This is a genomic window from Acinetobacter sp. SK-43 (assembly GCF_015351505.1).
Classification (GTDB): Bacteria; Pseudomonadota; Gammaproteobacteria; order Pseudomonadales; family Moraxellaceae; genus Acinetobacter; species Acinetobacter junii.
The window spans coordinates 23,205-48,990 of record NZ_JADKPY010000075.1 but is presented as its reverse complement, the minus strand read 5'-3'; the positions used below and the strand labels follow the sequence as shown (position 1 = coordinate 48,990).

The window sequence follows — 25,786 nt, the reverse complement described above, 5'->3', positions numbered from 1 at the left end:
GCACAGCGAATACAAGTGCGACCGGTGTAGGTACGATCGTGGATAACGATCCAGCCCCAGTTCTGAATATCACTGGTCCAGCAACCATCAATGAAACAGCAGGTACGGCTACATATACGGTTACTTTGACAGGAAATACAAGCCTACCTGTAACGGTTAATTATGCTACAGCGAATGGTACGGCAACGTCAGGAACAGACTACACTAGCACATCAGGAACATTAACGTTTGCTGTAGGAGAAACGAGCAAAACGATTACTATTCCGATATTGAATGACTTTAAAGTTGAGAATTCAGAAAATTACACAATTTCACTGAGTTCTCCGACAAATGCCACGATCAATACTGGAAGCGTAACTACATCAATTATTGATGATGACTTTGCGCCACATGTAGATTTAGATGCGAATAATAGTGCTGGAGTAACAGGCGATGATTACCGCACATTCTATACTGTTGGTGGAGGTCTTGCTGTTTCGATCAGTGATATTGACACTAATGTTACGGATGTAAATGTTCCTGTTGGTACAGATGCAACGACTAAGCATATTAAGAGTGCAACTGTTGAATTAACTAACGCACAAACTGGAGATGCATTTAACTTCGGTACAATGCCAAGTGGTATTACGGCAAGTAAGTCAGGCAATATCATTACTTTAACTTCAACCGATCCAAATGGTTCGACTTTAGATGCTTTTGAAAGCGCAATTAAAGCTGTTACATTCGCAGCGGATGCCAATACACCAAATGCAACGGTAGATCGAATTGTTAAAGTGAATGTTACGGATATCGGTGATAACGTTAGTAATAATGCATTTACAACCATTACCGTGAATGTTATTCAAGCACCGGGAACGCCAGGTTCTCCAGTGAATAATGGTGATAATACAGTAATAGGTGGAGATGGTGATGACGTATTACTTGGAGATGCGGGTGGTGTAAAAACCGTTCTCCAAGCTGGTACAAACTACAACATAGCCTTCATTCTCGATGTATCGGGCAGTATGGCATTTGATCTAGATCAGGGATCTGGCACTTCCCAAGAACGCTTGAATTTATTGAAAGATGGCTTAAAACAGTATATTCAGAATACCGTTTTACCATTTGCAGCAAAAGCAGGAACAGTAGATGGTGGCCATATCAATATTGCATTGATCAAGTTTGCAGGTTTAGCAGAAACCAGTTTAACCATTAGTATTGCAGATGTTGTCAACGGTGATTGGACTGCGTTAGAAACGGCAATTAATAGTTTAACCCAAGGTGGCGGAACTAACTATGAAGCGGCGTTCAATCAAGCAGAACGATGGTTTAAAGGTCTATCAACTGGAGCGAATGATGCGAATACTGGTACTAATGCTAGCGACAGAGCATCGACAAATGCCGATGGTACTGCGATTGCAGGTTACAAGAATTTAACTTTCTTTATTACCGACGGTAACCCAACTTTCTATATGAATGGCAATACAGAAGATGGCAGTGGATCGGAAAATCAAAATGCCGCTGCATTCAATACCATTCTCAGTCAGTCGAAGAGTACGTTTGATCACGGTTATAATTTAACTAGTGGTAATGGTGGGATAGGCTCAATAAGTACTGTAGCAGCAATTGGGCTAGGTATTGGAGTTAAAAAACCTTGGCTTCAAATGTTTGATAATACGGATAGTATTGGCAACATTACGATTGATTTGGGAACCCAAAATGTATCAGGTGCATCAATCACTAATTCATCAGCACCTACCGCCACATCTATCGCTAACTTTGACAATGCGGTGGGTAATAATGCCCCAAGTGCTTGGGTGGCAAGTGGTGATGCTGCTGCCGCTACGCGAACTTCTTTTAATAAATTACTGCTGTCTGATACTACACAAGGGAATGGCGTGGCTGCAGTGTACCAAGGTCCAAGCTTTGCAGTGACAGGAAGTAGCACATTTGTATCCTTCGAATATGGACGTAGTAATTGGGTTGCTGGTGATACCTTTACTTGGAAATTGCAACGTCAAGTGGGTGGTGTTTGGGAAACTGTTGAAGTGGGTTCAAATGCTGCATCGAATGACCATGCTCCATCGGGAACTGATTCTACAGGGCTCTTTATGCAATCAGGTATCTTGCTTGCGGGAACATATCGTTTGCAGTTTGAAGTTGAAGATAAGTCTGGTACGGGCACAGGTAACTATCGGGTTAGAATTGATAATGTCCAACTCAATACCAGTGCGGGAACGGACACTATTATAACGACAGGCGGTCAACCTGATATTGTCTTAACCGCAGATCAATTCCAATATGCTTTAGAGGCTGGTGGACTATCTACAACCCTAACGCCTGTTGGTAATGACAAACTGTTTGGTGGTAATGGAAATGATGTCATGTTTGGCGATACCATCAATACGGATTGGTTGGACTGGACAGGCCGTAATTTGGATGCAGCCAATCAGCCAGATGCCGCAGGTTCAGGTATGGCAGCATTAAAAGAGTATTTAAGTCGCAGTCCATCTGATTATACCTTGGTGAACGCAGGTTTAGGTGTGCAAGCTATTGATTTGTATAACTACATCAAAGCGGAATCGAATACCACAACGGGCATCAGCCGTTTTAATGCGACAGCAGATACACGTGGCGGAAATGACGTGCTTGATGGTGGTGCAGGTAATGACATTTTGTATGGTCAAGGTGGTAATGACATTTTAATCGGCGGAGCAGGAAATGATATTCTGTTTGGTGGTACAGGTGCTGATACCTTTGTTTGGGGTAAAACGCTGAATACAACGACGGGTAATTTGGATCTTAATGGTACAAACAATGCTGATGGCTCTACCGACACAATCAAGGGCTTTAGCCTTGCAGAGAGTGACAAAATTGATGCCAAAGCATTGTTGGATGCTTTAGGTTGGAATGGCAGTATGGGAACTTTAAGCCAATTTGTGAGTGTGAGTGGTAATACCATTGATATCCATAATGTAGCAGATACATTAAGCGTCAATATTGTGGTTGAAGGTCAAACATTTACTGATTTAAATGACATGATTGCTAAAACCAATTTCCAAACAACATAACCTAGATAGAGGGTGGAATAATTTCACCCTCTATTTTGCTTAAAAAACTGATGTCCGCATTAAACATATACCACATGCTTTAAAAGAGGGGAAACCTGTGAAAAAATTAACATTAACTAAAATCGCAATGCTCGTAGCAGCGAGTGCAGCGATGAATGTTTCAGCAGCAGACCTAACATCTGTGACTAAAACTGCTATTGAAAATAACCCAGAAATACAAACACAATGGTTTAGCTTTCTTGAAGCAACAGCAAATCAAAAACAAGCACGCGCTGGCTATTTACCGTCGTTAGATTTAAATGCAGCGTACGGCAAAGGCAACCGTGAATTCGATGGCGATCGTGGTTGGTTCAATCAAGGTCAGGCAGAAATTGCATTAACGCAAGTGTTGTTCGATGGTTTTCGTATTAAAAGCAAAGTTGAACAAGGCGATTATGCTGCGCTAAAACGTTATTACGATTTGAATGCAGGTATTGAACAAAAAGCACTTGAAGCAACTCAAGCATATTTAGATGTACAGCGTTATCGCGAACTAGTTGGTTTGGCAGAAGGAAATTTTGCCAATCATCAACGTGTTTATAATCAAGTATTACAACGTACCAATCAGGGTGTAGGTAATAGAGCAGATTTGTCACAAATCACAGGTCGTTTATCACTTGCTCAAACCAACTTGATGACTGAACAGGCCAACTTAAATGATGTATCTGCACGTTTTGCACGAATTGTTGGGGTGGAGCCAAGTAGTAATCTTGCGCCAGTAAGTGTGAATGTGGCACTGCCAAACAACACACAAGAATTGATTACCTCTGCGTATAACAATAACAACAGCTTAAAAGCTGCGTTAAGTGAAATGCAATATGCGCGTGCGAGTGCTCAAGAATTTAAAGCCAATATGTACCCGAAACTTTCGTTTGTAGCGCGTACAGGTTTATATCAAAACCGTAATAGTTTTGATGAGCGTAGCAATCCCGATAACGATAAATACGGGCAAGATAGCGCAGTTGAATTAAGACTCAACTACAATCTATTTAATGGTTTTGCAGACAGAGCAGCCATGAATGCTGCCAATGCACGTGTTTCATTATCTAATGATTTGAAAAACAAAGCATGTGTCGATATTCGCCAAACATCAACTGTGGCTTATAACAATGTGAATAACTACAGCAGCCAGTTACAATGGTTACAACGTCATCGTGATGAATCGGCTTCAGTTGTAAAAGCATATAACGATCAGTTTGATATTGGTCGTCGTACATTACTTGATGTTTTAGACTCGGAAAATGAAGCATTCCAAGCCAATCGTGCTTATGTAACTACGCAATATGACTTGAAAGTTGCACAATTCCAAACACTGTATAGCATGGGTCAATTATTGCCTGCGCTCGGTATTCAACGTGATAATTTACCTGCTGTATCAGACGTGAGTCAGCGTGAAATTAATGCTGCAAATGTTTGTTCTGCGAATGTGCAAGCACAAGTCGCTGAATAATGATCTGATGAATTAAAAATAGGGTGAAACGTGCGCCCTATTTTTACTTGTAAATATACATTTTATATAAGAGAAGTTATTGTTATTGAACAATTGGAAGCAATACATTAACTCATCTGCAAGTTTAAGTTCAAAAGAATCAAAATACATTTTGACCTATGGTGAATAAGTGACAACACAAATATTTGATCCTTTAGCGTTATGCCTCATTCGGGTCGCTAAAGATTATGAGGTAAGTATTACGCAAGAAGGGCTGCTTTCGGGTTTACCTTTGCCGAATGGCTTGCTGATTCCTCACTTTGTAGCACGTGCTGCAGATCGTGTGAGCTTAAGCAGTAATATAGTGCAGCAAGGTTTAGCACAGTTAAATCACTTTGTGTTTCCTGCAATTTTATTGTTAAAAAATAATACTGCGTGTGTGTTGTATCGAATTGATCATGAACAGCAACTAGCAACCGTTTATTTTCCAGAATTGGCCGATACCGTTAAACAAATTCCAATTGCGGAATTGCAAGCGCAGTATGTCGGTTCAGTGATTTATTTACAGCAACGTCAGTTTATTGTCGATAACAAACTGAAAATGGAAAAAAATCAGCAACACTGGTTTTGGCGTGTAATTCGTGAACACCGTTCAATTTATAAAGATATTTTGCTCGGTGCATTATTCATCAATATTTTCGCCTTATGTTCTCCATTTTTTGTCATGAACGTTTATGACCGAGTGGTACCGAACCATGCCTTAGATACGTTATGGGTTTTGGCACTCGGCATCATGATTATTATTACCGCCGATTTTGTTTTAAAGTTAGGACGCAGTTATTTTGTCGATTTAGCTGCGACGCGTGCAGACAATAAACTATCTGCTTATATCATGGAAAAAGTGCTTGGTCGTCGCATGGAGCAGAATAATATGTCGGTGGGTATGACGGCATCAAATATTCAATCCTATGAATCGATTCGTTCATTTACCAGTTCATTGACTGTTGTTTCCTTAGTCGATCTGCCGTTTTTTGTATTGTTCCTTGCGGTCATTTGTATCATTTCATGGGTGTTTGTGATTCCGCTGCTCATTGCAGCATTTATCATTTTATTGCACGCGTTGTCAGTGCATGTCAATTTGAAAAAATTATCTGATGCGATGGCAGAAGCTTCACAACAACGTCAAGCCTTGTTAATTGAAACTTTAAACAATGAAGAAACCATTAAGAGTTTTAATGCTAACGGTCGTATGCAAGCTTTGTGGGAAAAAGCCACCCGTTTTACCGTGCATTATTCTGCAAAGTTACGTTTTTTAGGTGGAACGGTTGGAAACTTTGCGTCATGGGTTCAACAAACCGTTGGCGTGGTCATTATCATCATCGGGGTTTACTTGATTGTTGAAGGCAAGCTCACGCAAGGCGCACTCATTGCCTGTTATATGATTTCGACTCGTGCGTTGGCCCCAATTGCACAGGTTGCAGGCTTACTTACTCAATATTATCAAGCGTCAAGTGCATTAAATTTATTGAACAAAACAGTTGAAGCGGAACAAGAGCGAGAAAATCTAAAAGGTTGGGTCAGTCATACCAATCTTATTGGTAATATTGAATTTAAAAATGTCAGTTTGCGCTATCCGAATGAGTCACGTTCAGCTTTGGAAGATATTACGTTATCGATTCGCGCAGGTGAAAAAGTGGCGATATTGGGTAAAGTCGGTTCTGGTAAAAGCTCGATTGAAAAAATATTATTGTCACTTTATCGACCTACAGAGGGTACGGTATTTATTGATCAAACCAATATTGCACAGATTGATCCTGCGGAATTACGCAACCAAATTGGTTATATTCCACAAGACATCGACTTATTGAATGGTACGGTGTTGTCGAATATTGTGTTGGGCAATCCACATGTCAGCCGAACGGTTTTGGAACAAAGTTTAGTCATTTCGGGTTTAGGGCAGATTCTAAAAGCACATGAAGATGGTTTGTCTTTGCAAGTCGGTGAGCGAGGGCACAAACTGTCGGGTGGGCAACGTCAAGCAATCGCAGTTGCACGTGCAATTGCTCAAAATGCGAAAATTTTGATTTTCGATGAGCCGACCAGTGCCATGGATACGCCATTGGAAAATCATGTGATTCATCATTTAAAACAATACATGACAGCCCAACACACCTTGATCTTGGTCACGCATAAACCTGCGTTATTGGCTTTGGTCGATCGAATTATCATTCTTGAAGATGGCAAAGTCATTGCAAATGGCGAGAAAGAAACTGTCTTGAAAGCGATGTTTCCTCAACAAGAAAAAACTGTAGGAGTAACGTCGTGAGCGAAGAACAAAATAAAACCAATCGCGAGAAATTATTTCAAGGTGTAGGTAAAAGTATCGAAAACTCTGAAAAGGTGATGAATCCTATTTTCGGTCGTTTGCGTTTATTTAAACAATATCAACCTGCCGATGCAAATGATTGGCAGCGACAGGTTAAGGAAGTCACACAATCACAAAAACCACTCAAGACACGAATGACCCTTTATATTATTGTGGTGACTTTTGTCTGCCTGTTGCTTTGGGCAGGTTTTGCCAAAGTCGATGAAATTACTCGTGGTGAAGGAAAAGTGATTCCATCTCAACAGATGCAAGTGATTCAATCGGTTGATGGTGGCGTGGTTGAAAAGGTGTATGTGCAGGAAGGTGAGCACGTCAAAAAAGGCGATCTATTGATTCGTATTGACCCGACACGGTTCACCTCAAATTTGAATGAAGTTAATGCCAAGATTTTTGCCTTGCAAACCAAAGTTAGACGTTTAAGTGCACAATTAAATGGCTCGGGCTATACCTCAGGCAGTGTCCCTGCGGGGGTTTCACCTGATGCAGCTGCAATCATTATGGCGCAAGAAAGCCAATATTATGCAGAAAGTCTACGTGAACTGAGTCAAAGAACCATGACCAATCAAGGCACGGTTTCGACCCGTCAACAGGAGTCACAACGGGCGCAAGCTGCGCTCGGCCAAGCCGAAAGAGCATATCAAATTGCGGTGCGGGAGTTAAATACCACAAGACCGTTGTTAAAGACGGGTGCAGTGTCAGAAATGGATATTTTGCGCCTTGAACGTGACGTATCGAATGCCGATGGCGAACGCAAACAGGCGGCAGCGAATTTAAGAGCTACGCAGGCATCTATTGGGGAAGCGCAATCACGCACTTCTGAGGCTGCGGTGAGTTTAAAAAATCAATGGCGCAATGAACTGGCAGAAGCGCAAGCTCAGCTAGTGAGTTTAAAGGAAAGTATTTCAGGCGTGGCAGATCGAGTAAAAACCACAGATATTCGTTCACCGACCAATGGTATCGTGCAGAAAATTTTCTTTAATACCATCGGTGGGGTGGTGAAACCGAGTGATCAAGTCGCGGAAATCGTACCTTTAGATGGACAATTGATTGTTGAAGCAAAAGTGTCTCCGAAAGATATTGCTTTTGTACGACCAGATTTGCCTGCGGTGATTAAATTTACGGCCTATGATTTTTCAATCTATGGCGGAATGAATGCGAAAGTAAAACATATTAGCCCAGACACATTTACCGATGAAAAAGGCAATATGTTTTATATCGTCCGTGCAGTGACAGACAAACCAACTTTCGGTAAAGGATTGTCTGTGATTCCAGGGATGACGGTTCAATTGGATATTATGACAGGTAAGAAAACAATTCTTTCTTATTTACTTAAACCAATTTTAAAAGCGAAAAATAATGCCTTAACCGAACGTTAAGTCGAATAAAAACCGAAATCTCTTAAAATCCCTCTTTTGAAAAGAGGGATTTTTGATTTATAAAGTAAATTTTAAACGCGCGAAATTTACATTTTATTGAAGCAGATAAAAAATCTAAATTCATTTTTAGTTTTTTCCAGTGCCAAAATGTTGCACCCAATACGTTCGATGAGTTACATCATTTCGAACGCAGGTAATCGCATAATCTTTAAATTGGGGTTTCATTAAGTTATCGCAATGTCCGGGACTGAGCGCCAGCCAATTTTCTAAAACTTGTTTTAGGTTGCTTTGACCTGTTGCTAAATTTTCCCCACCACCACCTTTGTATCCTGTTTTTTTAATACGAGCTCTCAGATTTTCACCACTTCGACCGACATGACTTAAAATCTGACGTTGCGAAATATCCAGCGCATGTGCAGTTGAACTTGTTTGTAATTGATTATTCCATTTTAGCGAGTGGGTAGCCGAGTAAGCTATTTTTCCACATTGTTGCGGTTGATGCCGAATCACGTTAATGGCATTTAAAACGGCTTGCTGATATTGTGGATTTTGAATGTCATCACAAGAAATATTCGCAAAAGATGCTAAATTTTGTTCAGGCGAATTTTGAGTTTGTGATGGCGTAGATTGAGCCATGCTTTTATTTAAATGATTCTGCAAAGCCTGTTGCGGTTGAGGATTCGAACAGCCAGAAAGAAAACAACACAGACCACATGCAAAAAAATGATAAGCAATGTTTTTCATGGTGATCCTATTTTTAATTTTTAACTGATAAAATTATAATCCAATCGCTACATACTGAATATGAAAATTCAGGAATTAAAGCTTTGATAAAAACAATAGACCTCTTTCATAACCCCCTATAGTTCCCCTTTGAGAAGGAGGATGAGGAATATATTCCGCAAGAGGGGTTTTAAAGACTTATGAAAGAGGTCTAGTATAAACTGAATGAAAACAATCTGATTGTAGTAGCTCAAACCTGATCTGACAGTTACCAATATTTGATCTATGCTGTCAGGTTAAATTTGAGCTAAATTCTTTTCAGCCCAAATGTCTTTCCCATCAAGCAATGTTATCAATGGTGTTCTGCCATTACACACTTTGCCCTGATGGGTTCGTTTAGTATTATAAAATACTAGCCATTCGTCTAGATCTGTTTGTAATGTTTCTAGTGAATCATACAGCTTCTTACGGAATGTAATTTGATAAAACTCCTGCAAGATCGTCTTGTGGAATCGTTCGCAAATTCCATTGGTTTGAGGGGATGCCGCTTTGGTCTTAGTGTGATCAATATCATTCAATGCTAAATAGAGCTCATAATCATGGTGTTCCACCTTACCGCAATATTTTGTACCCCTGTCGGTCAGGATTCTCAGCATCGGCAAACCATGCTGAGCATAGAATGGCAGAACCCGATCATTCAGCAGGTCGGCAGCAGTGATTGGGGTTTTAGTGGTGTATAGCTTGCAGTGAACTACCTTGCTGTACGTATCGATAAAAGTTTGCTGATAAATACGTCCTACACCTTTTAAATTTCCCACATAGAAAGTATCTTGTGCTCCAAGATAACCAGGATGATGTGTCTCAATTTCACCGCAAGCCACATCATCTTCGTGCTTGCGTTCAAGTGCTGCTATTTGCTGGTCATTGAGTTCAATACCTTCTTGAGCAACTTTCATTTCAAGTGCCTTTAATCGCTTTTTGAAATTCTCAAGATTGTGCCTAAGCCAAATAGAGCGTACACCGCTCCCAGATACAAAGATGCCAATCTGGCGTAGCTCGTTACTGGTTCGATGCTGACCATAAGCTGGATATTGAATTACAAAGTCAATCACAGCGTATTCAGTTTGTTCATCAACACGGTTTTTCAAATTTGGAGTTCTACGACTCCGATTGATGAGGGCATCGACATTCCCTGTACTGGCAAGTTCTTGATAACGATAGAATGTATCTCTAGATACGCCCATGACTTTACAAGCTTTGGATTCGTTTTGGAGTTCTTCTGCTAAATTCAGCAGACCGACTTTGTGTTTAATGATTTGATTGTTAGTATGCAACATGAGAAGTTACCTTTATTGATTGAGATTCGACACCATTAATCAAAATCGGTAACTTCTTCTTTTTCAAGAAGAATGTACGATCAAGTCTTAACTAATACATTTAAGGTCTTGATAGCAATACTCAGCCCAGTCCGCCATCAAACCTTTCCTTTTCTCAAGGTAAGCTCCACGTAAATAAGCAGCTTCAACTTCATCAGGTAGCTTATGTGCTAATACATGCTCACAGACTTCACGAGGATAATCGGTTTTGTCCGCTGACCAGTCACGGAATGTGGAACGAAAACCATGTGTTGTAATCACTCTGTTTTGTTTAAGATCAATATAGCCTAAGCCATTTTCTTTAAGCTTTTGTTCATGCATTCGTTTGATCAATGTGGTTAATGACATATCAGAAAGCATTTCTCCAGAACGTGGAGCTGGGAAAATGAAATCTTGTGGTTGGCTATATTCTTGAATGGATTCAAGCAACGTAATGGCTTCTTTAGACAAAGGTACACGATGCTCTTTATCTGCTTTCATACGCTCTTTGGGAATAATCCAGACCTTATTCTTAAAATCAATTTCCTGCCATTTCGCACCAAAAATCTCACCAGAACGACAGGCGGTTAAAATCGTAAATTCCAGAGCTTTGGGTGAAATCCCTTTTTTCTGTCTCAGATGATGGATGAACTCAGCAACCTGTTCATAAGGCAGGGATGGATGTGGACGTGATTCCTGCTTTAAGGTGCCTAATATAGGTTCAAGATTGCCTTTCCATTCAGCAGGGTTGTCACCCTCAAAATATCCCATAGCCTTTGCATAATCAAAAATGGTTTCTATACGACCACGAATACGTCTGGCTGTTTCATTCTTCTCAACCCAGATAGGTTTGAGAGCTTCAGCAATATCAACTTTAGTAATGGAGCCAATACTAATATTACCTAAAGTTGGGTAAATATAGGTTTCTAATGTAGAAGTCCATTGACCAATATGTTTTTCATTTTTAAGTTCACGGGTTTTATTTGCTACAACAACTTTTGCACATTCACGGAATGTTTTGTTCCTTAACTGCTGGATACGTTGCTTTTCAAGTTGTTCTTGTTTATGGGCAATTGGATCAATGCCACTTCGTATTTGTAGTCTTAATTCAGTTGCTTTAGCGCGAGCTTCAGCTAATGAAACTTCAGGATAGGGGCCAATACCAATATCACGGCGATGAGGTTTTAACTTTCCATCTTTATCTAAACGTTTGCCAACAACAGCACGTAAAATCCAGACACGAGAATTGCCTTCGACATTCAAGCACAAACCATCAACCCCGCCGACTGAATGCCGACCAGTCGCTTTAATTTTTGCTACGCCGAGTGCTGATAGCTCTTTAGATTTCTTTGGCATGATTTTCTTACCCCTCAACCTACCCCACATAAAATACTGGAAATGATTGGAATAGACAAGACGTGTTTGGAAGTCTATGATTGTAAATAATTGAAAAATATATTTTTATAATATTTAATTGGATTGCTTTGGACTACTGTTATACGGACACCGCTTCCGCCAAATACTTAAAAAGCCTCTGTTTATACAGAGGCTTTTTTATTTCTATAAGAAAATTTCAACTATCTATTCTATTTATTAAGTTAATCTTTTATGGAATCTAAAGTGGATAGATTTTGTGAAAAAGAATACTGATGTTAATGCATTCACCCAAGCAAATTTCATACAAAATTGATTGTTTGATAAATTAAGAGAATTGTTATCTAAAATAAAAATAAATTTTGTATGCTAAAAAACAAGAAAAATCTTTGCTGATAGCATTGCATAACTATTATCTATGTTTTGTACTGCTTTAAAAATCATGCATTTTTTGCATGAAATATTTAATTTTTGCATTATCGTTTTTAAAAGAAAAAAGTGACACTTGCCTGTGCTTATTGTTGAGTCGAAAGTTCTGCTGTATGGCTGAAAAATTTTGACTGAGTCAACATGGATTATCACCAAGGTTTGATGTGTATTGATCACATTGGTGTAAAGAAGGATAGGGAAGGAATAATTATTATGAACCAAAAAAGGTTGCTCAAATATATTCTCATCGCAATGATATCGGGAATATTAGTTGGTTGGGCATGTCATAGCTCAGTAAGTACAGCACAAGCAACGGATATTGCATCTTATTTTAAGATTGTCACGGATGTCTTTCTTCGATTGATCAAGATGATTATTGCTCCATTAGTCTTTGCAACGATTGTTTCAGGATTAATTTCGATGGGTAAATCATCCTCTTTAGGATCGATTACAGTCAAAGCCATGAGTTGGTTTATTGGCGCTTCATTTATTTCACTATTGCTAGGTATGGGACTTGGGAATTATTTCCAACCGGGTGTGGGAATGAATCTCGTTATACCAAAGGAAGCTGTAGATGTGGGTGTAAGTGCATCAAGCTTAAGTCTTCAAACATTTATTACACATATTTTCCCGCGTAGTTTCGCTGAGGCAATGGCGAATAATGAAATTCTTCAGATTTTAGTCTTTTCGATATTTTTTGGTTCGGCTTTAGCTTATGTCCAACATCAATCTGGGGCTACCGTCATTGGGCGCATTATTGATGAGCTATGTCGTGTGATGTTTCGTATCACGGATTACGTGATGGCTGCTGCACCAATCGCTGTTTTTGCGGCAATTGTATCTGCAATCACAGTTCAGGGTCCGAAGCTGATCTTAGACTATAGTATTTTTATCGGGCAGTTCTATGTGGGGCTGTTGATCTTATGGATGATCCTGATTTCTTTTGGTTATATTTTCTTGAAGAAAGATGTTTTTAGATTGGTCAAAGCTGTACGTGAACCGACAACTTTGGCTTTTGCTACGGCAAGTAGTGAATCTGCTTATCCTAAGACAATGGAAGCGTTGAATAAGTTTGGTGTACCGAAACGGATTACCAGTTTTGTGTTGCCACTTGGTTATTCATTTAACCTAGATGGTTCAATGATGTATATGTCTTTTGCAGTACTCTTTATTGCGCAAGCTTACAATATTGATCTAAGTTTTACTCAACAAGTTTTAATTCTATTAACGTTAATGATCACCAGTAAAGGAATAGCCGGCGTTTCAAGGGCTTCAATTGTTGTGATTGCATCTACTTTAGTGATGTTTAAATTGCCTGAGGCTGGAATTTTATTGATCCTTGCGGTTGATCAATTTTTGGATATGGGCAGAACTGCAACAAATGTCATAGGCAACAGTATTGCTACAGCTGTGATTGCTAGAACTGAGGTGGGCAATGAGGAAGTCGATGAGGTTGAGGAAGTGGTTGTTGATTCAATTGTGCCAGTGAGTCGTTTAGCAGATAACACCTAACTTTTGAAACCAGTAAAAAAGATTGGATGACAAGTAAATTTATAAACTAAAATGATTGTTTAATATCTTTGAATCTGATTTTAGATCATCGGTATTAAGCAATCATTTTTATTTCATAATTATTATTATTTAAATTCTTGTGAGGTTAAAAAATCCCAAATATAGTTTATTCTTTTGGAGAGTACGATTTTTCTTCTGATGATATAAACGTCTTGATATGTGTGAAAATTAATTGGTTCAACGATTTTAAGTTTATTTTCTGCAATCTCTTTTTCAACAAGAAGCTTTGGTAGCCAAGCAATTCCTAAACCTTGTAAAACGAGTTCTTTTAAATCGCTTGCATTATCAGTTTCATATAATATTCGATAGTTTAGTTGATTTTCTATAATATCATCGACACATTTTCTCAAATAAGCTTGTTTGCTATATGATAACAACGGAAATAATTCATTAAATGAATATTTTGGTTGGTTATTATAAAGGGCGGTGACAGGCAAAATTTCCATTTTTACGATTTTGTGGAAAAGAAAAAGTGAAAAATCCATTTGAGCTAAAGTTTTCTGGTCACAATAACAAATCAAGAAATCGCAAGAACCATCTGTGAGCAAGCGCATGCCTTGTTTGAGGTTTGCTGCAATAATTTCTAATTTTAAATCACTCAGATCTTCTGAAAGCTCATGAATAAACCGCGGGAAAAACTGCGTAATGAGCGAATGCGAAACAGCGAATTTTGTATTTAGTTCATTGTTTTTAATATTTTTTTCTAAATAGGTAATTGTGCTTGAAAGTTGGTTGTGAATGTTTTTAGCAGTAGCTAATAAAATTTGTCCAGCTTCAGTGAAATCAATATTTTTACTTTCTCGATCGAGGATTGGGAAACCCAAAGCATTTTCAATATTTTGTAGTCTACGTGAGAAGGCAGACTGAGTTACATGCCTGATCTCTGCTGCTTGGGAGATTGATTTTTCCTGTTCTAATGCAAGTAAATCTTCAATCCATCGAATTTCCAAGGTCATAAATTATCCTTAATGCATGCTCATACACTATTATAATCTATTATGCAAAAAATGCATGTAGTAATATTTTTTTACATTAGAAAAAACACATACAGTCTTTTAACATAAAAATATAGTCGTACAGGATTTATTCAAATGAACATTAAGATTAATACGCGGACTGAAAAAGATTTATTGGGTTTTAAAGAAATTCCTTCGAATTGTTATTATGGTGTGCAAACTTTAAGAGCAATCGAGAATTTTAATTTAAGCCAAAGTAAATTAAGCCAGTTTCCAAACTTTATTAAAGCATTGGCAATGGTTAAGTCTGCGTGTGCTTATTCAAATCTTAAATTAAATAAAATTGATGAAAATAAAAACAAAGCAATTCAATATGCATGCCAGCAGATTTTAAATAATCATTATCATGACCAATTTATGGTGGATATGATCCAAGGTGGTGCCGGAACCTCAACCAATATGAATATAAATGAGGTTGTGACAAATATTGGATTGGAATATCTAGGCCATAGTAAGGGTGAATATCAATACTTACATCCTAACAATGATGTGAATATGTCTCAGTCGACCAACGATGTATATCCTACTGCAATCAAAATAGGTTTAATTGCGGCAATTGAACAGTTAAATGTACCTTTTAATCATCTAATTGCGAGTTTTAGAGCAAAATCTGAAGAGTTTTCGGATATTTTGAAAATGGGTAGAACTCAGTTACAAGATGCCGTGCCGATGACATTAGGACAAGAATTTGGGGCTTTCGCTGCTACATTACAAAATGATTTAGATAAATTAAATCAGATCATGCCCGATGCTTTGAGTGTTGTAAATCTAGGTGGTACCGCGATAGGTACAGGCATCAATACTGAAGTGAAGTATCGTGAATATGCTATCGAAGCTTTGTCAGAAATTACGGGTCGTAAGATTAGCAGTTCACCTGATTTAATCGAAGCCACATCAGATATGGGTGATTTTGTTTTATTGTCGAGTTTCCTAAAACGTACAGCGACAAAGCTTTCAAAAATCGCCAATGATTTGCGTCTATTATCGAGTGGTCCACGTGCTGGTTTAAGTGAAATTTATCTTGAGCCACGTCAGCCTGGAAGTTCAATCATGCCAGGTAAAGTGAATCCTGTAATTCCAGAGGCAATGAATTTAATTTGTTTCCAAGTGATTGCAAATGATTTGGCTGTCACTTTAGCTGCTGAGGCAGGGCAGTTGCAGCTTAATGCGATGGAACCATTGATTGCATTCAAACTATTTGAATCAATTGATTTGCTAGGAAAAGCAATGCAAATGTTCCAACTTAAATGTATTGATACGATTCGTGCTAATGCGGAACTTTGTCAGTCACAAGTTGAAAATTCGATTGGTATTATTACAGCATTAAATCCATTTTTAGGTTATGAAACCACGACACGTATCGCTAAACAAGCAAATGAATCTAGTCAAAGTGTGCTGAGTCTAATTAAAGCTGAAAATCTAATTTCTGATGAAGTTTTGGCAGATATTTTAGCTGTAAAAAATATGGTACATCCAAAGCAATCAGTCTGACTTTTAAAGACTTGATGTAAATTTGTTAAACTCAAGAAAGCTTGTGACAGCTTTCTTGGGTTATTGATCTTCAAAACGATATAGCTCTAAACCGCTCTGAAAAAATAAGAAATAAAATCGTATTTTTACATTTTCAATACTACTCCTATACATGTGGGTCCAAGCAGAATGATTCTTGCAATGTAAAATATGAAAAATTAATTAATTTTTATAGTTTTGATCGTGGTTTACAAAATTTTAGTGTTGAAGCTGACATTGAATCCTCGTGTAAACGTTCAAACCATATTTGGAAATAGATGATCTTTTTAATCATTCCAATTTGAAATTTTGATCCATCTATTGGGTTTATCCAAGTCTAAAACCGAAGCTGATTTAGAGACTTTTTATGTTTTCTCCCTACATCCATGCATTTGCATTGTTTTTTTCATTACTGAATCCATTCCTTATGAGTGTTTACATGATTGGCATGATTCGTAATACGGATGCCAAAGTTTTTAGCAAAGCATTGATTCAAGGATGTTTAATCGCATTTATTGTTTTTATTTTATTTGCTTGGGGTGGTGAAAGTATTTTTAGCCGTTATTTGAATGTTCGATTTGAATCATTTCAAATTTTCGGTGGTCTCATCTTTTTAGTCATTGGTTATCGTTACGTTTTTCAAGGTGCAGAAACAATTGGTGAGATGAGAGGTGCACCTGAACATTTAGCTGGAACAATAGCTATGCCATTTATGATTGGACCAGGAACCATAAGTGCTGCAGTAGTCACGGGGATTAGTGTTCCATTTTCAGGTGCGGTTGCAGTCATTGCGATTACGTTGATGTTAACGTGTAGTATTTTGATTCTGATGAAATTTGCACATGATCATTTACGCTATAAACATGCAAAATATATTGATCGTTATTTTGACATTGTAGGTCGTTTGTCGGCTCTGCTGATTGGCACAATTGCTGTTGATATGATAGTTAATGGGATTATGGGGTTGATTGAAAGTGCTAATATTATTAAATAGAAGTATATATGGTATTTAAAATATAAATACCAAATGAACAATTTTCTCATTTCTATCCGAAAATTAGTGCGATGTAATCATTTTGAAATATTCATCGTAATTTATATAAATATATTTGATGGTATTTTGAGCTAATTTGCATATGTTTAATTGTCTGAATAAAGGATAATAGTGGCGTAGCATATTTACGAGTTTTACTCATGTCTCCTTTAGATCAATTAAACCAAGCTCCCGATGATCAATCTGAATTAACGATGTCAGTGCTTATGACACCTGATATGGCAAATTTTTCAGGCAATGTTCATGGTGGAGCAATTTTAAAGTTACTTGATCAAGTCGCATACGCCTGCGCTAGTCGTTATTCAGGTAGTTATGTTGTGACTTTATCTGTGGATAAGGTCAATTTCAAAGAACCTATTTATGTAGGAGAGCTGGTTACCTTTTTAGCAAGTGTGAATCATGTTGGTCGTACATCTATGGAGATTGGTATTCGAGTGGAAGCTCAAAATATCCAAAAAAGAACGATTCGTCATACCAACACATGCTACTTCACGATGGTAGCAGTAGATGAACAACGTCAGCCAAAAGCAGTTCCAGCATTAAATTTAGATACAGATTGGAAGCGTTGTCGTTTTGAAGCAGCTGAATTACGCAAAATTCATCGTTTAGAAGAAGTGCAACAACCATCATGCAGCATTTTCAAAAAATCTTCTCAATGCTAATAGCTTAATTCTCTGATTTAAAAAAAGAACGAACCGCAGCATGGTTCGTTCTTTTGCATTAATAACAAGATTCTATTGTTATTAATGTGGTCTAAAGGTCTGGAGGAACCTTGAGATCAGTTTAGTTTGTAGCAGCAGGTGCAGATGCAGGTGTTTCACTCGCAGTTGCATCAATTGTTGCTTGACCTTGAGTTTCTGGCTGTTCTTGAGTTGAGACAACAACTTTCTCTTCTGTTTCATGCGCAGCATGTGATTGATCATGTGCTGTAGCAGCAAAGGTTGTTGCAGCAGCAAGTGTAAGCGTAGTAGCTAACAAAGTCTTAACAAGTTTCATAATTGGCATCCTTAAATTCAATTTTTAAAAGCCGCTATCAAGTTTACTGAACAAACAGAGCCTGATTTCGACATGGGTTCATGCTAAGTGCCAAAATTATTTACAGCAATATTCTTAACAATGTTTTACGCCTAGCTTAACAATGTGAAATAATAATTAATGTTATGTTGCAGACATGTAAAACAAAACGCCAAAATGAATCATTAAAATGTGTGCAAATATGTTTTTTTGATTAAAAATAGAACAGATGAATTACGAATGGGAAACATAAACTCGGATTTATATAAAATCTGTTGATTGTATAAAACGATTATATTTTTTAATTTAATTTCTTTATTTGATTTAATATGGTGATTTTGTTCTGGAAAATAATAATTATGTGACTTAAGTCTCAACTGGTGGTTTTTAATAAATTGCTTCATTTTCAGTTTTCTTTCTCGATACAATAGGCTTAACACTTAGATTGAGATTGTCGTGAAACTCATTAGCCATAAAGCTGTACCCACTCATATTATTTCTGGTTTTCTCGGTGCTGGTAAAACCACATTACTCCAGTATTTATTGACTCAAAAACCTGAACATGAGACTTGGGCTGTTTTAATGAATGAATTTGGGCAAATTGGTGTGGATCAGCAGCTTATTACTCAACAGCAAGGCTATGCGGTTAAAGAATTATTAGGTGGATGTTTATGCTGTAGTAGTCAGCTTCCTATGCAGATTGCACTTTCACGACTTTTAAGTGAAACACAACCAGATCGTTTGTTTATTGAGCCCACAGGTTTGGGACATCCCGCCCAATTGCTTGAGCAACTTACAGAACCGCACTGGCAACGAAGTTTAGATATGCGAGCGTTGGTCATTGTTGTTGATGGAAGTCGATTACATGATGAAAATTGGGTAAGACAGAACTTATATACAGATCAACTTAAAGCTGCACAAATTGTTGTAATTTCACATGCTGATTGCATGACAGATAATGATCAACAGATTTATTTTGAACTAAAAAAAGAATTTCAGGCTTATGTGCAGGATTGGATTGAAGCTGAACATGGCCACGTCCAACTCGAAGTGATTGATAAAGCACAGCGACCTGTTTTACGTAAAATTCAACCATTATTGAAATTACAACAGCATCAAACGCTAGATGAAAATGTCAGCGCAGTGAAACAACTACCGTACCATTATGTTGAGTCATCACAAGGCTATACCGTTGCAGGATGGAAATTGCCTAAACGTTGGATGTTTAATTTTAATGAGCTTTTAGATTTGTTTTGTGCACAACAGGATTGGGTGCGTATAAAAGGTATTTTTAATACAGATCAAGGTTGGAAAAGTTTCAACTTTAATCCTGAGCAATTTAATTACAAGTCAACTGAAGCAGGGCTAGATAATCGAATTGAAATTATTACGCAGGCATCACATGACTGGTTTAAGTTTGAATCGGAGTTGTTAGATTGTCAGCTAAAAGATGAATGATTCATCGTCATAACGGCCAAATGGCATCTTTATTTTTTCAAAATAGAGTATGCTTAGCGCCAAATTTGAGGATGTATTCTATGGCTCTAAAAGCAACGATATATAAGGCAGATTTGAATATTGCCAATATGGATGAGCATATTTATGCTGATTATCAACTTACACTTGCGCTGCATCCGTCTGAAACAATTGAACGACTCATGGTTCGTGTGCTCGCTTACGCGCGTTTCGCTGACGAGCGTTTAGAATTCACAAAAGATCTGTTTGAAACTGACGAACCTGCTTTATGGCAAAAGGATCTAACAGGGCTTTTGGAAAAGTGGATCGAAGTAGGTTGTCCAGCAGAAGATAAAGTCAAAAAAGCAAGTGCTCGTTGCAAGCAAGTCGCAGTTGTTGCATATGGTTCGCAAGTAGATGATTGGTGGAAACGTAATAGTAAAATCAAAACTTTAACGAATGTCGAAGTTTGGCAGCTAGATGATAAAACTACCAGTGAACTAGAGCAGTTGTGCGAAAGAACGATGCAGTTACAACTGAATATTTTAGATGGTGAGTGGACTTTGTTGGGCGATAAAGGTCAAGTCGATATTAAATGGCAAAAATTGCAATAATTGGCTTGATTGATATTAGGAGATAATTTGAGATGATAACTGAATTAGAAATTATTGATTTAAAAATTGGTGAAGGTAAAGAAGCAGTTAAAGGTGCGCTTATTACCACTCACTACACGGGATGGTTAGAAGATGGTACTAAATTCGATTCTTCAATTGACCGTGGAAATTACTTTGAAACCGTGATTGGCACAGGTCGTGTAATCAAAGGTTGGGATCAAGGTATCATGGGAATGCGCGTGGGTGGAAAGCGTAAGCTGATTGTTCCGTCACACTTGGCATATGGTGAAAGAAAAATGGGAAAAATAATTCCTGCACATTCAAACTTGATATTTGAGATCGAATTATTTGATGTCAAAACACGAGATGAATAATTAAAAAAATATGTTGATAGAAATCACAATTCAATCTTAATTTATGATTTTATTGTGATTTTTGTCATTTGTACAAAAACAATACAAATAAATATGTGATAATTAATTTAAGTATTTGATTTATATAAGTTTTATATAATTATTTTTTTAGGCGATTTAAGTATAAAGTTATTGATTCTGTAGACAGTTCTGTATATCTTTGAGTTAAAAGAGCAGTGTTTTGTGAATCAAACTTTTTTCATAAAATGTGAATTGAGTTTGCCTTTTGGAAAAATTGATTAAACTGGATAATCATTAGGCAAACTAGCTTATTGATGTAATTGGCTAAATATAAAAATATTTCACTTGTGTGAACCAAGTGATAAAAATTGAGTGAGTAGAGGTGGGTATGAATGACTATTTGGATATTACCGCGTCTGTGCTATTAAAAGAGCTAAATAATTTTTTCATGATTGATACGTATGATGGCTCGGAAAATGGTTTTTGGGCAAATTCTAAAGCATTGACGGATAAACATTACTGGATGGATGGAGACAACAAAGTTGAAATCATTCGAGAGTTGAGTTCTTCTAATCCTCATGCAGAATGTAATTATAAAATTACATTACTTTCACCTGAGGAAGGTAATGTAGTTCTTCTTGATTATGATGGATTCAATAAAAAGATTTTAACTTTCCGTCGTGGTGATTGGGTCAACCGTCTTTATCGTTACTTTTATCATAAAGAGCGCTGCTACTTACAAGACCGTGCAGAACATCCAAATTTCCAACTTATTCAATACTAGTCTGTATACATTGATAAAGATTGCCTCGACTATCTAAGATGATCGAGGCAAATTTTTTTGTGGGTCTAAAATAACAATTTAATTTTAAGATTATTTTCAGTTTAAAAAATTATAACTACAATCCTCATATTACTCGGCAAAGTCAGCCATCCAATTGTCGATAAGATGAAATCCCTCTGCATATCTCTGTACTGATTTTTTCTTTATTATTGAGAATATTCTCCATGTCTACTCCTTCAAGATCGCCAGCTTTAAAATGCTTTTTAGGGCTCGTGGTTGGTATGTTATGCAACACGGCAACTTTCGCAGCCAACCCCAAAATTGATGCTACTACCTTGACGGTGATTGGTTATCATGAGATTACCGATGAAAAAGATGCTCTGATACCAAGCTATGCGGTAACAACACAGCAATTTAGTGAGCATATCCAATCGTTAAAGAAAAATGGTTGCCATTTTATTAATGTAGATCAACTTATTAAGGCTCATCAAGGCAAGTATAGATTACCCAAAAAACCTGTTTTATTAACAGTAGATGATGGTTATCAGTCTTTCTACCAAAATGCTTATCCAATTATTCGTAAAAATAAAATTCCAGTCTTACTTGCAGTGGTGGGTTCTTGGTTAGAGCCATCCAATCTTGAAAAAGTCGATTTCGGTGGTGAGCCGATTGATAGAAATAAAATCTTAAGTTGGAGTGAACTTAAAGAAATGCAGAGTTCGGGTTTAGTGGAAATTGCTAGCCACAGTTATCATCTGCACGAGGGAGTCAATGCAAATCCACAAGGTAATTTAGAACCTGCTGCAATTTCTCGAATTTATGATCCCAAAAATCAAAGTTATGAAAGCGATTCAGCTTACCAGCAACGTATTTATCAAGATTTAAAAAAGAATAATGATTTACTACAGGCACATGGATTGCGATCACCACGAGTTATGGTATGGCCATATGGTCGATACAATATGCAGCTTGTGCAAACAGCAAAACAACTTGGTATGCCAATCACCATTACTTTGGATGATGGTGCAGATCATGCCAAACAGTCCTTGCAGAATATGAGTCGTATATTGATACAAGGTAATATGTCGACAAATGCTTTGGCACAAGAAATCAAAAATAGAGAATTGAATTTAAATGACAATAATCGACCGCAAAAAATTATGCATGTCGACCTTGATTACATTTATGATCCCGACCCTCAACAAGAAGAACGCAACTTAAGCCATTTGCTTGAACGTATTAATGGTATGGGCGTGAATACAGTTTATTTGCAAGCGTTCTCTGATCCTGATGCCAATGGTTCAGCAGATATGGTGTATTTTCCAAATCGTCATATACCAATGCGGGCTGATCTATTTAATCGTGTAGCTTGGCAAATTCAAACGCGTACCTCAGTGCAACGACTTTATGCATGGATGCCAATGTTGGCTTGGGAGCTACCAAAGACTAATCCTGTTGCAAATGAGCTGGTTCAAACACAGCAGGCCAAAGCAGGTGAACATTTAAACATGGGCTATATACGTCTGAGCCCGTTCTCGCCAAAAGCTCGACAAACGATCAAAGAAATTTACCAAGATTTAGGGAAATCCACACCATTTGATGGTCTGCTATTTCATGATGATGTGACTTTATCTGATTATGAAGATGCTAGTCCTCAGGCTTTGGCTGCTTATACGCAACAAGGCTTAACAACCGACTTAGCTAAAATTCGGAATAATGATGCTGATCTGCAGAAGTGGACTGCATACAAAACTCGATATCTAGATGATTTTGCAATGGAATTAGCAAATGAAGTGCGACAATACCAACCTTATTTAATGACTGCTCGGAATCTATATGCTCAAGTTGCATTAAATGCTTATGCAGAAAACTGGTATGCACAATCACTAGAACAATCTTTAAATCGTTATGATTTCACTGCGATTATGGCAATGCCATATATGGAAAAGGTAGATCAGCCTGAACAGTTCTATAGCAACATTTTAAAACGTCTTAAAAAATATCCAAATGGTATTAAAAAGTCAGTGATGGAATTACAAGCCGTGAACTGGCGAAATGATCAAAAAATACCATCTGAAGAGATGGCTGCGACAATCAAATCATTATATCAACAGGGTGCAATGCACATTGCTTACTATCCAGATGATCCGATTAAAGATCACCCTGATGTAAAGCAAATGCATGATGCTTTTGCACAGAAATCATCACAACTAGTGCCTTAATTGAGTATGTGAAATGATTGAAATTGCAGCCTTATGGTCATATGCCATTAAGTTCGTATTCTATTATCCGTTATTCATGTCTTATTTATGGATGATGGGGGCAATTCTATTTTATTGGAAAGAACGCCAAGACCCACCTTATCAACAGCCAAAAAGTTTAGAGCTTTACCCAAAAGTTGCAGTTCTTATTCCTTGTTTTAATGAAGGTGATAATGCTGAAGAAACCATTAGCCATGCTTTACAGCTGGATTATCCGAATTTTGAAGTGATTGCGATTAATGATGGTAGTTCAGATAATACGGGAGAGGTACTTGATCGTCTCGCAAGTCAATATGAAAAATTACGTGTTGTACATCTAGCTCAAAATCAAGGCAAGGCAATGGGATTGCAGGTGGGTAGCTTGATGACTGATGCTGAGTTCTTGATTGGCATTGATGGTGATGCTTTACTTGATCCTCATGCAGCTAAATGGATGATGCGACATTTTCTAGAGGATGAAACGGTTGCAGCGGTCACAGGAAATCCACGTATAAGAACACGATCAACCTTACTTGGTCGAATTCAAGTGGGTGAATTCTCATCTATCGTTGGAATGATTAAAAGAGCACAGCGTACGTTTGGTCGATTATTTACGGTATCAGGGGTAATTACTGCATTTCGTAAAAGTGCCGTGCATCAAGTCGATTATTGGTCTCCAAATATGTTGACTGAAGATATTGATATTACTTGGAAGCTTCAACGAGCAGGGTGGAATGTACGTTTTGAACCGAATGCCTTGGTGTGGATTTTGATGCCAGAAACCTTTAATGGTTTGTGGAAGCAGCGTTTACGGTGGGCGATGGGCGGAGCACAGGTCTTAATCAAGAATTTGGATGTCTTCTTGAAACCCAAACTTAACTTCTTATGGCCATTAATGCTTGAATTATGCTTGACCTTGGTATGGTCATATTTGATGCTAATTATGGCTGTCATATGGCTATTACATTTTGTTATTACACTCCCAAGTCTCGCTATTGTAAGTTCGCCATTTTTGCCTTACGGAAGTGGGATTTTATTAGGGGCAACGTGTTTAATTCAGTTTGCTTTAAGCAAATGGATGGATAGTCGTTATGAACCAAACTTGGGTAAAAATTACTACTGGATGATTTGGTATCCCTTTGTATTTTGGTTAATTACGATAACTGCTACAATCGTCGCCTTTCCAAAAGTACTGCTTCGTGGACAGGAAAAACGTGCACGTTGGATTAGTCCTGATCGTGGTATTCGTTAAGTTGTAAGTCTAATCTTACAGAGTATAGTGAAATGAAAGTAAATAGCTTGATTATTGATTTACGTCGCCAACTCCCATGGCATAAACGCTATTTTTCGACCACAACAACAGCGATGATGTGGGCAGGCTGGTTATTATTATGGCGTCCATTCGTTTTAGTTTGGGTATTGATTGAAATTCAGAAAACCCATCTAGCACAGCGTTTAATGTCAGGATTTAGTAATGGTATTGAACATGGTGTAATCGCATTAATTTTTTGTGCTGTCATACTCATGTTATGGGGTTTATTGCCTTCTAAATCAGTGAGTGAAAGGCAAACTGTCGAAAAGCGAATCACGGATTTTGCTCGCTATTTTGAACTATCAGAACAAGAAATATCTTCTGGTCGTCAGCAAAAGATCACAATCGTTCACCATGATGAGAATGGTAAAATCATCCGAGTGGAATAACCTTCAATTCTAATAGATTTATTAGATACCTTAGTTTCGACTGAGGTATTTTTTGTATTTTATAAATTTCAGGCATAAAAAAACCAGCTTACGCTGGATTTTTTTACTGCACCAAACTTCAGTAGTTGAAGGATGGTGCCCGAGGCCAGACTCGAACTGGCACGCTTTGTGGGCGGGGGATTTTAAATCCCCTGTGTCTACCGATTTCACCACTCGGGCATGTGCGCAATAATAGTGGAGGCTTTAAATCTTGGCAAGAGTAAAATCAACTATTTGCTTTATTTTCAATCAA

The 25,786-nt window shown here is 37.7% G+C and carries 20 protein-coding genes and 1 tRNA gene; 15 read left to right on the top strand and 6 right to left on the bottom strand.

What is annotated here, in order from left to right; all coding sequences use genetic code 11:
• The 4 genes from IRT38_RS14215 to IRT38_RS14200 all read left to right on the top strand — a co-directional run.
• Window positions 1-3,050, top strand: a 3,050-nt coding sequence (locus IRT38_RS14215) for a Calx-beta domain-containing protein (RefSeq protein ID WP_194598063.1), incomplete at its 5' end; no start/stop codon positions are given.
• A gap of 97 nt (window positions 3,051-3,147) precedes the next feature.
• Window positions 3,148-4,539, top strand: a complete 1,392-nt coding sequence (locus IRT38_RS14210; RefSeq protein ID WP_135925539.1) for a TolC family outer membrane protein — start codon at window positions 3,148-3,150, stop codon at window positions 4,537-4,539.
• A gap of 169 nt (window positions 4,540-4,708) precedes the next feature.
• A complete protein-coding gene (locus IRT38_RS14205) occupies window positions 4,709-6,844 on the top strand; it encodes a type I secretion system permease/ATPase (RefSeq protein WP_078426796.1) in 2,136 nt (711 codons plus the stop codon).
• The gene (locus tag IRT38_RS14200; RefSeq protein WP_004732699.1) at window positions 6,841-8,280 is read left to right on the top strand and encodes an HlyD family type I secretion periplasmic adaptor subunit; all 1,440 of its coding nucleotides are present in this window, start codon (window positions 6,841-6,843) and stop codon (window positions 8,278-8,280) included. Before IRT38_RS14205 ends, IRT38_RS14200 begins: the two co-directional genes overlap by 4 nt.
• A 126-nt stretch (window positions 8,281-8,406) precedes the next feature.
• On the opposite strand, the gene IRT38_RS14195 is transcribed toward IRT38_RS14200, so the two are convergent.
• From IRT38_RS14195 to IRT38_RS14185, 3 genes are all read right to left on the bottom strand, one after another.
• Window positions 8,407-9,024: a CAP domain-containing protein gene (locus IRT38_RS14195; protein ID WP_176538068.1), complete on the bottom strand. Its 618-nt coding sequence runs from the start codon at window positions 9,022-9,024 to the stop codon at window positions 8,407-8,409.
• 275 nt (window positions 9,025-9,299) lie between these two features.
• Window positions 9,300-10,340 (bottom strand): IS481 family transposase, encoded by a 1,041-nt coding sequence (locus tag IRT38_RS14190; protein ID WP_194598062.1) that lies wholly within the window; start codon window positions 10,338-10,340, stop codon window positions 9,300-9,302.
• Window positions 10,341-10,427: 87 nt separating this feature from the next.
• Window positions 10,428-11,714 (bottom strand): tyrosine-type recombinase/integrase, encoded by a 1,287-nt coding sequence (locus IRT38_RS14185; RefSeq protein WP_194598061.1) that lies wholly within the window; start codon window positions 11,712-11,714, stop codon window positions 10,428-10,430.
• 660 nt (window positions 11,715-12,374) lie between these two features.
• Here IRT38_RS14185 and IRT38_RS14180 point away from each other — a divergent pair.
• Window positions 12,375-13,673: a dicarboxylate/amino acid:cation symporter gene (locus IRT38_RS14180; protein ID WP_194598060.1), complete on the top strand. Its 1,299-nt coding sequence runs from the start codon at window positions 12,375-12,377 to the stop codon at window positions 13,671-13,673.
• Between the two features lie 125 nt (window positions 13,674-13,798).
• Here the strand turns inward: IRT38_RS14180 and IRT38_RS14175 are convergent, their stop codons facing one another.
• Entirely contained in the window at window positions 13,799-14,689 is an 891-nt protein-coding gene (locus IRT38_RS14175) for a LysR family transcriptional regulator (protein ID WP_125299621.1), read from the bottom strand.
• 135 nt (window positions 14,690-14,824) lie between these two features.
• Between IRT38_RS14175 and IRT38_RS14170 the strand changes: the two genes are divergently transcribed.
• The 3 genes from IRT38_RS14170 to IRT38_RS14160 all read left to right on the top strand — a co-directional run bounded on the left by IRT38_RS14170 (window position 14,825) and on the right by IRT38_RS14160 (window position 17,974).
• A complete protein-coding gene (locus IRT38_RS14170) occupies window positions 14,825-16,240 on the top strand; it encodes an aspartate ammonia-lyase (RefSeq protein WP_194598059.1) in 1,416 nt (471 codons plus the stop codon).
• Window positions 16,241-16,625: 385 nt separating this feature from the next.
• Complete coding sequence (locus IRT38_RS14165; RefSeq protein ID WP_004956101.1) at window positions 16,626-17,252, top strand: MarC family protein; 627 nt, start codon at window positions 16,626-16,628, stop codon at window positions 17,250-17,252.
• A gap of 200 nt (window positions 17,253-17,452) precedes the next feature.
• Complete coding sequence (locus tag IRT38_RS14160) at window positions 17,453-17,974, top strand: acyl-CoA thioesterase (protein WP_004912784.1); 522 nt, start codon at window positions 17,453-17,455, stop codon at window positions 17,972-17,974.
• 121 nt (window positions 17,975-18,095) lie between these two features.
• On the opposite strand, the gene IRT38_RS14155 is transcribed toward IRT38_RS14160, so the two are convergent.
• Window positions 18,096-18,308 carry a hypothetical protein gene (locus tag IRT38_RS14155; RefSeq protein WP_194598058.1) on the bottom strand — a complete coding sequence of 71 codons (213 nt, stop codon included), beginning with the start codon at window positions 18,306-18,308 and terminating at the stop codon, window positions 18,096-18,098.
• Window positions 18,309-18,782: 474 nt separating this feature from the next.
• On the opposite strand from IRT38_RS14155, the gene IRT38_RS14150 reads away from it, so the two are divergent.
• From IRT38_RS14150 to pgaD, 7 genes are all read left to right on the top strand, one after another.
• Window positions 18,783-19,784: a CobW family GTP-binding protein gene (locus IRT38_RS14150; RefSeq protein WP_194598057.1), complete on the top strand. Its 1,002-nt coding sequence runs from the start codon at window positions 18,783-18,785 to the stop codon at window positions 19,782-19,784.
• An 80-nt stretch (window positions 19,785-19,864) separates the two neighbouring features.
• Window positions 19,865-20,395 (top strand): YaeQ family protein, encoded by a 531-nt coding sequence (locus IRT38_RS14145; RefSeq protein WP_194598056.1) that lies wholly within the window; start codon window positions 19,865-19,867, stop codon window positions 20,393-20,395.
• 32 nt (window positions 20,396-20,427) lie between these two features.
• Window positions 20,428-20,769 carry an FKBP-type peptidyl-prolyl cis-trans isomerase gene (locus tag IRT38_RS14140; protein WP_004912770.1) on the top strand — a complete coding sequence of 114 codons (342 nt, stop codon included), beginning with the start codon at window positions 20,428-20,430 and terminating at the stop codon, window positions 20,767-20,769.
• 388 nt (window positions 20,770-21,157) lie between these two features.
• Window positions 21,158-21,553 carry a hypothetical protein gene (locus IRT38_RS14135; protein WP_194598055.1) on the top strand — a complete coding sequence of 132 codons (396 nt, stop codon included), beginning with the start codon at window positions 21,158-21,160 and terminating at the stop codon, window positions 21,551-21,553.
• 224 nt (window positions 21,554-21,777) lie between these two features.
• A complete protein-coding gene (gene pgaB, locus IRT38_RS14130) occupies window positions 21,778-23,775 on the top strand; it encodes a poly-beta-1,6-N-acetyl-D-glucosamine N-deacetylase PgaB (RefSeq protein WP_194598054.1) in 1,998 nt (665 codons plus the stop codon).
• Between the two features lie 13 nt (window positions 23,776-23,788).
• Window positions 23,789-25,045, top strand: coding sequence for a poly-beta-1,6-N-acetyl-D-glucosamine synthase (pgaC, locus tag IRT38_RS14125; RefSeq protein WP_194598053.1), 1,257 nt, complete (start codon window positions 23,789-23,791; stop codon window positions 25,043-25,045).
• 32 nt (window positions 25,046-25,077) lie between these two features.
• On the top strand, window positions 25,078-25,494 hold the full coding sequence (pgaD, locus tag IRT38_RS14120; RefSeq protein WP_112986581.1) for a poly-beta-1,6-N-acetyl-D-glucosamine biosynthesis protein PgaD: 417 nt from the start codon (window positions 25,078-25,080) through the stop codon (window positions 25,492-25,494).
• Window positions 25,495-25,627: 133 nt separating this feature from the next.
• Here the strand turns inward: pgaD and IRT38_RS14115 are convergent.
• Window positions 25,628-25,713 (bottom strand) — tRNA-Leu (locus IRT38_RS14115).
• Window positions 25,714-25,786 lie beyond the last annotated feature (73 nt).